Here is a 10,437-nt window from a genome sequence, read left to right as displayed (position 1 = left end):
TTAGTAACTTACACAAATCAAGCAGATTAAAAATTATATTTATTCAATTAATAAACTATTTATATTATGAAAAAGTTCCCAATTATTTTTCTATTACTCGTTCTTCTTATAGGAGTATGGAATACATCGGAAGCATGTACAAGAGTGGTCTATAAAGGACCTGATAAAACTGTTATTACAGCCCGTTCTATGGACTGGAAAGACGAGATCCCCGGAAATTTATGGATTTTGCCAAGCGGAATACAGCGTACAGGTGAGGCAGGTCCACTTTCTGCCAAATGGACATCAAAATATGGAAGCGTCATTACTTCCAGCTGGGACATCACCTCATCAGATGGTATGAATGAAAAAGGACTAGTAGCCAACCTTCTATGGCTCGGAGAATCTGAATATCCTAAATTCGACCCAAAGAAAAGTGAAAAAGGACTTGCCATATCTCTATGGGCACAATACTTTCTGGATAATTTTGCAACAGTAAAAGAGGCAGTTGATCATTTAAAAACCGACCCTTTTGTTATTGTAAGTGACAATATCCCAGGAACAGAAAGATTTGCGACCGTACACCTTTCTATCTCTGACGCATCCGGTGATAATGCTGTTTTTGAATATATTAAAGGAAAACTTATCATCCATCACGACCCTTCTTATACCGTAATGACCAATTCACCCACTTTCGATGAACAGCTTGCCTTAAATAAATACTGGCAGGGAATTCCGGGAACCATTATGCTTCCGGGAACCAATCGTGCTGCGGACCGATTTGTACGTGCTTCTTATTATATTAATGCAATTCCTCAGACTAATGATCCCCGTACAGCGGTAGCAAGCGTATTCAGTGTGATCAGAAACTGTTCTGTTCCTTATGGAATTTCTTCCGAAGCGGAGCCTAACATTTCTTCTACCAGATGGCGTGCGGTTTCAGATCAAAAAAATCTTGTTTACTATTATGAAAGTGTTCTAACACCTAATACTTTCTGGGTAAATCTTAAAGACTTTGACTTAAGTCCTAAAGGAAAGGTTATGAAGTTAAGTCTTGATAATTTCCAAACCTATAATGGTAAAGCCAACAAAGATTTCAAAGAAAGTAAACCTTTTAAATTTTTAGGCATCTAAAAATTACTTAACATTCAATACATCCATATTATGTCCTTTTTTTCAATCAAAAAAAGAAGTATCTCCTTGTTAGGTTTACTCTTATCTTTTACAATGAAGGGGCAGATCCTTGACTCATTATTGTTAGGGCAAACCAAACCACAGGAAGAGGCTGCCGCGGTAAAATATCCTCAACTTCAGATTAAAGGTTTATTTCAGGCACGCTACCTATTAGGAATGTCAAAAGACGTTGATGTTAATGGACTCCACCATTCAGATGGAAGCGGAACCGATAATAATTTTATGCTTAAATATATGAGAATTCAGGTTCGGGCACAGATCAGTAAGCGTGCAGAAGTAGTTGCTTTAGCCAATTTAGCTGATTTTAAAAATGACCCTAAAACCAGAGTTCTTGAAAATGCCTTTTTAAAATATACCTTCAATCCTAAACTAGCAATTACTGTCGGACAGTTCAGACCATTATTCGGTATTGAAGAAACCTACCCTATTGACATTATAAAATCATTAGACTGGTCCAACCAATACACCGAATTCGGAAAACTGGGATGGACAAGTTTCCAAATAGGTCTCTCTGCTACGGGAGAACTTAAACTGGGTAAAATGCCGTTTCAATATGCCGTTTCAGTAGTTAACGGAAACGGAAAAAACCAGGTAAATGATAATGACAACGGAAAACAGTATTCTACAAGACTTGTTTTTGGACTGGATAAAAATATATCTTTAAACTTAGGATTAAACGGAGGAATAGGAGAAGTTTACAGTAAAAATGTATACGCTGTAGGAGCAGACCTCAGCTCACTGGTTCATTTTAACCCTAAATGGAGCCTTGATATGCAACTGGAAGCTAAACAGGCTACCAATCATACTTTATACTATTCCATTGACCCTGAAGAAAGGACTTCCAATCCCGATGATTACCTGATCCGCGGTGTTTATTTCCTTCCTAACCTAAGATATGAAGTAAACCACAAAAACCTGAGTGCGTTTGAATTATCTTGCCGTTATGAGTATTTAGACAGCAGTTTCAGATTAAATTCCAATCCGAGACAGACCATTACACCAATGTTCGGACTTGAATTTCTGAAAAATTACGGAGCCAGGATTCAGCTGGGAGTACAGTTTGACCGTTATAAACATCAAATTGCCAATACGAGCCAGTATAATAATAATCTATTCATTATTCAGGTTCAAAGCAGATTTTAATAATCAATAATATTTATAATTCGCCATGAAAGAAATTAATATTAAAAATATAGCCATAACATTTGCTTTTGCGCTTATCATATGGTTTATTCCTACCCCTCAGGGAGTTTCTGCGGATGCGTGGCACTTATTTGCCATTTTTGCCGCAACTATTTTAGGAATTATTCTCAAAGCCGCACCAATGGGTACCATGTGTATGATGGCTATCGGATTTACAGCACTCACACAGGTATTAGCACCCGGCGATGCGGGCAAATCCATCACCAAATCTCTTACAGGGTTTGGCGATAAAGTTATTTGGCTAATCGGAATATCTTTTTTTATAGCCCGGGGATTTATTAAAACCGGGCTGGGAAATCGTATTGCTTTTCTATTCATCAGGGTCTTTGGTAAAAGTTCTCTGGGATTAGCATACGGACTGGGGCTTGCAGACGTTTGTCTGGCCCCAGCCATTCCAAGTAATACCGCCAGAGGTGGTGGTATTATCTACCCTATTATGAAATCTATGGCCATCAGTTTCGATTCGGTTCCGGATAAACCTGAGACTCATAGAAAACTAGGTTCATTCCTGACTTTGAACAGTTATTATATGAATCTTATTGCTTCTTCTATGTTCCTGACGGGAACCGCAAGTAATCCGATGTGCCAGAAGTTTGCTGCCAATCTTGGGATTGATATCACCTGGATGTCATGGGCTGCTGCCGGATTTGTTCCCGGTGCGGTCGCCTTCTTTGTAGTTCCTTTGGTACTGTATAAATTATACCCTCCGGAATTAAAAAAGACAGGAGATGCTCCTAAAATGGCTACTCAGAAGCTGAAAGAAATGGGACCTATTTCCCGCCATGAATGGCTAATGCTATTAGCTTTTTTTATTCTGTTAGCTTTATGGATATTCGGAGGCACTCTTTCAATAGATGCAACAACCACAGCTTTCATAGGACTTACCCTTTTATTGCTTACATCAGTACTTACCTGGGAAGATGTAAAAGCTGAAAAGGGAGCATGGGATACAATTGTTTGGTTTGCCGTATTGGTAATGATGGCAAGCTCACTTAACGAACTCGGATTCATCGGATGGTTCAGTGATCTTATCAAAGCCAAAATCGGAGGATTAAGCTGGCAAGCTGCTTTCCCTGTTATTATCCTTGTATATTTTTTCAGTCATTATATTTTCGCCAGTGCTACGGCTCACGTAGCAGCCATGTATGCCGCTTTACTGAGTGTAGGAGTTTCTTTAGGAATACCTCCGATGTTATTGGCTATGATGCTAGGTTTTATGGGATCAGTTTATGGAGTTCTTACCCATTATGGGCACGGACCGGCGCCTGTATTCTTCGGAAGCGGATATGTAGACCTTAAGGCATGGTGGCTCCGCGGTCTGGAAATAGGAATTGTACTGCTTGTTATTTACATGGTAATAGGAGGTCTATGGATGAAAGTTTTAGGGTATTATTAATCATTAAATAAAAAAGTATGCTGTCAACATTAACAAGAAAACTATTGATGTGTCTTACGGGACTTTTTCTCAGTTTTTTTCTTTTAATCCATTTCCTGGGGAATCTTCAGCTTTTTCTTCCTCAGGAGCAGGCACATTTACAATTCAATGCTTATTCTCATTTTTTATCGGGAAATGTTATCATTAAGATCGTATCCTATGTTTTGTATGCCAGCATTATCCTCCATGCATTAGACGGATTGGTCATTACATTGAAAAATAAAAAATCAGGAGGTAATTATCAGAAAGATTCCAGAGGAAGAGCCAGTAAATGGGAGTCCAGAAATATGGGAATATTGGGTACTTTAATTTTAATTTTCTTAATAATCCATTTTCAGAATTTCTGGTACGTATATAAATTCGGAAGTCTTCCGCTTGATGAGAATGGAAATAAAGACCTTTATATCCTTGTGGTAACAGTCTTTAAGGAATGGTGGTATGTAATTATTTATGTACTATCCATGATTGCATTATGTTATCATCTTATTCATGGAATACATAGTGCTGTAAGAACTTTAGGACTTTATCATCCCAAGTTTGTAAAATGGGTAAAAACCTTTGGTATAGCTTATTCGGTAATTATCAGCATCGGATTTGCTCTTATGCCCATCTATGTATTTTTTACTGCTAATTAAAAATGACTCATGATGATTTTAGATTCTAAAATTCCCAAAGGTCCTTTAGAAGAGAAATGGACTAATTATAAAAAAACAGCAAAACTCGTTAATCCTGCCAACCGTAAAAAACTGGACGTTATTGTTGTTGGTACAGGTTTGGCAGGAAGTTCCGTTGCGGCTTCCTTAGGAGAAATGGGTTATAATGTTAAAGCATTCTGTTTTCAGGATAGCCCGAGAAGAGCCCATTCCGTGGCAGCTCAGGGAGGAGTAAATGCCGCAAAAAATTACAAAAACGATGGTGACAGTGTGTACAGGATGTTTGTAGATACGTTGAAAGGAGGAGATTTCAGATCACGGGAAGCCAATGTATACAGAATGGCGGAATGTTCTTTAAACCTTATTGATCAAGCTGTTGCTCAGGGTGTCCCTTTCGGAAGAGAATATGGGGGGTACCTTAATAACCGTTCCTTCGGTGGAGTTCAGGTCAGCCGGACTTTTTATGCGAGAGGACAAACGGGACAGCAATTGTTATTAGGAGCTTATCAGGCTCTTATGAGACAGGTTGGAAAAAAAACGGTAACGCTTTTTTCCCGGCATGAAATGCTTGATCTTGTTATGATCGATGGAAAAGCAAGAGGAATTATTGTAAGAAACCTTGATACCGGAGAAATTGAACGCCATGCTGCTCATACTGTAGTGCTGGCAACCGGAGGATATGGTAAAATATATTATCTTTCTACTCTGGCTATGGGGTGTAACGGTTCTGCTATATGGAGAGCCCATAAAAAGGGAGCGTTAATGGCATCTCCAAGCTGGATACAGATCCACCCTACTTCACTGCCCCAGTCAGGGGATTATCAATCCAAATTAACCCTTATGTCCGAATCTCTCAGAAATGACGGCAGGATCTGGGTTCCTCTGAAAAAAGATGAAACCCGTTCACCGAATGATATTCCTGAGGAAGAAAGAGATTATTATCTGGAAAGAAGATATCCCGCATTCGGAAACCTAGCACCTAGAGATATTTCTTCAAGGGCTGCCAAGGAAAGAATCGATGCAGGATTCGGAATCGGCCCGTTAAAAAATGCTGTTTATCTGGATTTTTCAAAGGCAATCAAAGAGCAGGGAAAAGCAAAAATTGAGGAGAAATACGGAAACCTTTTTGATATGTACCTGAAGATCACAGGATACAATGCTTATCAGGAACCAATGATGATTTCACCATCTGCCCACTTTTCGATGGGTGGACTGTGGGTGGACTATGAATTAATGACGACCATTCCCGGCCTGTTTGCTTTGGGAGAAGCTAATTTTGCGGATCACGGAGCCAACAGATTAGGTGCTAATTCTTTATTACAGGCATCTGTAGACGGTTATTTTATTGCCCCCTACACTATTGCCAATTATTTATCGAATGAGATTCATACCGGAAAAATTTCTGCCGACCATCCTGAGTTTGAGAAGGCTGAGCAGGAGGTGAAAGAACAGATCCAGAGGTTCATGAATATCAATGGGAATAAAACAGTGGACTATTACCATAAAACCTTGGGAAAACTTCTTTATGATTATTGTGGCTTGGCCAGAAATGAGGAAGGCCTAAAATATGCTATTGAAGAAATAAAAAAGCTGAAAAAGGAATTTTATACGAACGTTAAAGTTTCCGGTCAGGGAAATACAATGAATGTGGAGCTGGAAAAGGCAGGACGTGTAGCCGACTATTTTGAAATAGGAGAATTAATGTGCTATGACGCTCTTACCAGAAAGGAATCATGTGGTGCCCATTTCCGTGAAGAGTTTCAGACACCGGATGGAGAAGCGCTTAGAAATGATGAGGAATTCCAATTTATTTCCGCATGGAACTGGACGGGTGAAAACAATGAGCCTGAACTGGTGAAAGAGCCTTTAACTTTTGAGGAAATACAACCTACTGTACGCAGTTATAAATAAAACACAGAAGATATGGATTTACATCTTAAAATATGGAGACAAAAAGACCGACAGTCAGAAGGTAAGTTTGAGCAATATGATTTGAAAGATCTGAACTCTCATATGTCTTTTCTGGAAATGCTGGATACGCTGAATGAAAAACTGATTCTGGAAGGAAAAGAACCTGTAGAATTTGATCACGACTGCCGGGAAGGAATCTGCGGGCAATGTGGTATGATGATCAACGGACTTGCGCACGGCCCCTTAAAAAATACGACCACATGCCAGCTTCATCTACGTTCTTTCGAAGACGGGGAAACATTGACCATAGAACCTTTCAGGGCTGAAGCTTTTCCTGTAAAAAAAGACCTGAAGGTTGACCGTTCATCTTTGGACAGGATTATTGCTTCGGGAGGTTTTGTGTCTGTCAATACAGGACAGGCACCTGATGCAAGATCAATTGCCATTACCCATCAGCTGGCGGAAGAAGCTTTTGATTCTGCTGCATGCATCGGATGTGGAGCCTGTGTAGCCACCTGTAAAAATGCAAGTGCGGCTTTATTTACTTCTGCAAAAGTCACTCATATGGCTTTATTACCTCAGGGTAAAGAGGAAAGAAGTGAACGCGTCATTAAAATGGTTACCCAGATGGATGAAGAGCTGTTCGGACATTGTTCCAATACGGAAGCCTGCGAAGTGGAATGCCCACAGGGAATTTCAGTATTAAATATTGCAAGAATGAATTATGAATACAGCAGGGCGCTATTTTTCAGAAAAAAATAATTAAAAAGTGAATGTAACCAATACATTCTAAAAGTACCTGAGGTTGAGTAATCACCCATATTGTCTGACAGCATAGATTATTTCAACCTCAGTATTTCTCATTTTTGAACAGAAGTAATTCTTTATACTTCTTTATCAAAATATAGCATATAGTATTTTCCCTTTTCATCCTGTCCCTGCTCGATCATTTTACGGTCACCATGGATATAAATATGGAAATTCTTATCAAGTTTGATAATACTTTTAAAGTGTCTCTGCTGTTTCTTTACAGCAGAATTATTGATCGGAAATTCTTCCGCTATATTGACCTGCATATCCTGCTCATAATCCGTTTTAAAATTAACAAAGCTTTCAATTACATTTTTATCTTCCAGCACTTCATTGGTAAACTCTTCAAAATCGAACTGTTCTTTTTCCTTGAAAAAATTAATGGATTTATTTAAAAAATCTGCCTGATCTGCCTTAGAAACTTCAAATTCCTGAGGAAGCTGCTGGGTAACAAAATCTTTATAAACCATCAGCGTTTCCTGCGTATGAAAATATTCATCGTCTCTCTGTTTTACTTTCAGGAAATCTTCAAACCAGTAATACAGATCTCCGTTCTTATTATTGTCTACCACAGAAAGAACATACCCACTTTCTTTATTGTTATTATAAATTAAAGCGGCTTTATCTATTTTAGACAAGCCGATTCCCTGGTCTTTTTCAATTTCAAAGGTTTCGTTCTTCGGGAAAATTTTCAGGAATGATTCTCTTTTTTCCGTCTTAAATATTCCGATAGAATCGATTTTTCCGGCATCAGTTTCTTCTCCTTCAAAATAGACAATGAATAATTCTCCGCTTTGCACTCTGGGATTTTCAGCGACTTCATAAAGATGTTTGGCAATATTTTCCGACTCCCACATGAATTTGGATTTGTCTTCAAAAATTTCTGAAACAGAGCTGTAAACAGGATTATTCACCAGATAAGAATCACTGTAGAACTGAAAACTTTCTTCGGATTTAAAGGTTCCTAAAAAATAATTTTCAAGAAGCTCCTGCATTCCTTCATCCAGCTCCAACTCCTCCTGCGAAAGGATTAAAGACTCCCCATTGATTTTATTTCCAACTCTGTGTACTGTAATTTTTGAAAACATCTTGTTATTTTGAAATGCAAAGATAAGGTTTGATACAAAAAATAAAAACATTTACCACACACATCTTGAAATTCAACATTTCCATTCTATTTCATTTAACAATATATACTTGAATTGGCTATATTATTTTTTATTTAAATTAACTTTACTTATTATATTAATCTATCCATCTATTTTGAAAAAGAATATTAAAAATTTAAAGTTCAATCAGTCAAAAGCACCATATGAATGTGAGGTACTGGAATTGGATACATTACTAAAAACAATTGCCTCCTTCACCTATTTTGGTAAAACGGAGAGACTGCATTTTTATCTGGTATTTGTCATCACGGAAGGAAGCGGAAAACATTTTGTGGACTTTAAAGAATATCATCTTGAAAAAGGAAGTATCCTGTTTATTGCACCGGGACAGATTCAGGAATATAAAAATCATCCTGATTACAAAGGATATATGCTTCTTTTTACTGAAGATTTTTTTCGTAAACAGCCCAATGATCTGGCTTTTCTTCATCAGTCCACCATATTTGACACGAGTATTTCCAATGCACTGGTAATGCCTGATCCTGAAACTTTCTCTCAAATGCTACTTCTGATAGAGGTCTTAAAAAAGGAAATTTCTTCTTCGGATTCATTTGCCGTAGAAGAAAGTCTTCAAAAACTGGTAAGCTTATTCTTAATTTATGGGGAAAGGCAAAAGCAAAAAACCAATACCCAAATTGTCAATCATCATTATTTATCTCAGTACTATCATTTCAAACAATTACTGGAACGACATTTCTCCACAGAAAGAAGTGTAGATTTCTATGCTTCTGTTATGGCTGTTACTCCCAAGACATTAAACCGGATCTGTCAGTCTTCCATTCAGAAATCGGCCAAAGAATTTATTGACAGCAGAATTATTATAGAGATAAAACGGCTGCTGGTATTTGAAAAACTGAGCGTAAAAGAAATCGCCTATTCTCTTAATTTCAATGAGCCCACCAATCTTGTCAAGTATTTCAAAAAGCATACAGGCACAATTCCTTCACTTTACAAAAAATAACAACTGTCCCATTTTTACCATTTATTGTCTGTTTTTAACCTTTATCATTTTTTCATATTATTCCATCTTTGCATTATAAATAAACATTAAAGTATCCATTACTTTAAAAAAAATAATACAAATGATTTCAATACAAAAAATAACATTCATTCTAGGATTAGGACTCCTATCCATTGGATGTTCCAATGATGAGTATAATTATAATACAGGGGAACCTACGAGAAAGGAAAAAGCACAGCTGGTACTAAAGAGTTTAGAGACCGGTGATGAAAGTATCGCCAACAAGTATATTAATGCAACAACTTATATTCAACATAATCTGGATGCTTCCGATGGCAGAAATGGTTTTCTGGCTTTATTAAAATCCCTAAAGGGAACTCATATGAAAGTAACCACTTACCGTACATTTGAAGATAATGACGTGGTATTCCTAAATACTAAATATGAAAATTTCTTCGGAAAAACTTTTATTGCTTTCGATGCTTTCCGTTTTGACAGCAATAATAAAATCGTTGAGCATTGGGATAATCTTCAGGAAGAACAGCCGCTTAACCCCAGCGGACATTCCATGATAGACGGTGAAATACAATTAAAGGATACCAACAAAACAGAGAGCAATAAAAACATTGTAAAAGGTTTTGTCAATGATGTCCTTATCGGTGGAGATTTTTCAGTAATCAGCAATTATATCTCATCTACTCACTATACACAGCATAATCCTTGGATTGCAGACGGAATCCAGGGACTGCAGGATGGAGCTTCCATTTTATCGAGATACCATATTCTGGAAGTAAAAAAAGTATGGGGGGAAGGGAATTTCGTTCTAGTAGGTTCCAATATTACATATGAAAATAAGCCTGCTGTAGTTTATGATCTGTTCCGATTGGAAAATGATAAAATTGTTGAACACTGGGATGTACTGGAAATGACTCCGCCACAAAGCCAATGGCAAAATACCAATGGTAAATTTTAAATGCGTAATGCAGGAAGGTAAAAACACACAAACGAAATCCCTGAGTTTTTCTCAGGGATTTTTTGTATATCAGTTTCAATTTGATAAAAGACAAGATCATAATGATAAGGATCAAATAATTAAAGTCAATGCTAATAAAAAAATAAGTG

9 protein-coding genes are annotated in these 10,437 nt (G+C 37.5%); 8 read left to right on the top strand and 1 reads right to left on the bottom strand.

Going from position 1 to position 10,437, the window contains the following annotated elements:
- Positions 1-66 precede the first annotated feature (66 nt).
- From Q0A18_RS15065 to Q0A18_RS15040, 6 genes are read left to right on the top strand one after another with little or no spacing between them, the layout of a single operon-like run.
- The gene (locus tag Q0A18_RS15065; protein ID WP_292010981.1) at positions 67-1,113 is read left to right on the top strand and encodes a linear amide C-N hydrolase; all 1,047 of its coding nucleotides are present in this window, start codon (positions 67-69) and stop codon (positions 1,111-1,113) included.
- Positions 1,114-1,143: 30 nt separating this feature from the next.
- Complete coding sequence (locus tag Q0A18_RS15060; RefSeq protein WP_292010980.1) at positions 1,144-2,316, top strand: porin; 1,173 nt, start codon at positions 1,144-1,146, stop codon at positions 2,314-2,316.
- Between the two features lie 25 nt (positions 2,317-2,341).
- A complete protein-coding gene (locus Q0A18_RS15055) occupies positions 2,342-3,772 on the top strand; it encodes an anion permease (RefSeq protein ID WP_292010979.1) in 1,431 nt (476 codons plus the stop codon).
- A gap of 17 nt (positions 3,773-3,789) precedes the next feature.
- The gene (locus Q0A18_RS15050) at positions 3,790-4,446 is read left to right on the top strand and encodes a succinate dehydrogenase cytochrome b subunit (protein WP_292010978.1); all 657 of its coding nucleotides are present in this window, start codon (positions 3,790-3,792) and stop codon (positions 4,444-4,446) included.
- Between the two features lie 12 nt (positions 4,447-4,458).
- The gene (locus tag Q0A18_RS15045) at positions 4,459-6,375 is read left to right on the top strand and encodes a fumarate reductase/succinate dehydrogenase flavoprotein subunit (protein WP_292010982.1); all 1,917 of its coding nucleotides are present in this window, start codon (positions 4,459-4,461) and stop codon (positions 6,373-6,375) included.
- Positions 6,376-6,387: 12 nt separating this feature from the next.
- On the top strand, positions 6,388-7,137 hold the full coding sequence (locus Q0A18_RS15040; protein WP_292010977.1) for a succinate dehydrogenase/fumarate reductase iron-sulfur subunit: 750 nt from the start codon (positions 6,388-6,390) through the stop codon (positions 7,135-7,137).
- A 122-nt stretch (positions 7,138-7,259) separates the two neighbouring features.
- Here the strand turns inward: Q0A18_RS15040 and Q0A18_RS15035 are convergent, their stop codons facing one another.
- A complete protein-coding gene (locus tag Q0A18_RS15035) occupies positions 7,260-8,273 on the bottom strand; it encodes a nucleoid-associated protein (protein ID WP_292010976.1) in 1,014 nt (337 codons plus the stop codon).
- 175 nt (positions 8,274-8,448) lie between these two features.
- Between Q0A18_RS15035 and Q0A18_RS15030 the strand changes: the two genes are divergently transcribed.
- Together Q0A18_RS15030 and Q0A18_RS15025 are read left to right on the top strand one after the other, a co-directional pair.
- Positions 8,449-9,315, top strand: coding sequence for a helix-turn-helix transcriptional regulator (locus tag Q0A18_RS15030; RefSeq protein WP_292010975.1), 867 nt, complete (start codon positions 8,449-8,451; stop codon positions 9,313-9,315).
- Between the two features lie 121 nt (positions 9,316-9,436).
- The gene (locus tag Q0A18_RS15025) at positions 9,437-10,288 is read left to right on the top strand and encodes a hypothetical protein (RefSeq protein ID WP_292010974.1); all 852 of its coding nucleotides are present in this window, start codon (positions 9,437-9,439) and stop codon (positions 10,286-10,288) included.
- Positions 10,289-10,437: the final 149 nt, after the last annotated feature.

Origin of the sequence: Chryseobacterium sp. (genome assembly GCF_022712095.1) — a bacterium.
In the GTDB taxonomy this organism is placed as follows: Bacteria; Bacteroidota; Bacteroidia; order Flavobacteriales; family Weeksellaceae; genus Chryseobacterium.
This window is presented reverse-complemented; position numbering and strand designations above follow the sequence as displayed.

What these genes read in the sequence shown, in the direction of transcription:
- Q0A18_RS15065 (WP_292010981.1), top strand. Translation starts at nt 67, where the DNA reads ATGAAAAAGTTCCCAATTATTTTTCTATTACTCGTTCTTCTTATAGGA.
- Q0A18_RS15060 (WP_292010980.1), top strand. Translation starts at nt 1,144, where the DNA reads ATGTCCTTTTTTTCAATCAAAAAAAGAAGTATCTCCTTGTTAGGTTTA.
- Q0A18_RS15055 (WP_292010979.1), top strand. Translation starts at nt 2,342, where the DNA reads ATGAAAGAAATTAATATTAAAAATATAGCCATAACATTTGCTTTTGCG.
- Q0A18_RS15050 (WP_292010978.1), top strand. Translation starts at nt 3,790, where the DNA reads ATGCTGTCAACATTAACAAGAAAACTATTGATGTGTCTTACGGGACTT.
- Q0A18_RS15045 (WP_292010982.1), top strand. Translation starts at nt 4,459, where the DNA reads ATGATTTTAGATTCTAAAATTCCCAAAGGTCCTTTAGAAGAGAAATGG.
- Q0A18_RS15040 (WP_292010977.1), top strand. Translation starts at nt 6,388, where the DNA reads ATGGATTTACATCTTAAAATATGGAGACAAAAAGACCGACAGTCAGAA.
- Q0A18_RS15035 (WP_292010976.1), bottom strand. Translation starts at nt 8,273, where the DNA reads ATGTTTTCAAAAATTACAGTACACAGAGTTGGAAATAAAATCAATGGG.
- Q0A18_RS15025 (WP_292010974.1), top strand. Translation starts at nt 9,437, where the DNA reads ATGATTTCAATACAAAAAATAACATTCATTCTAGGATTAGGACTCCTA.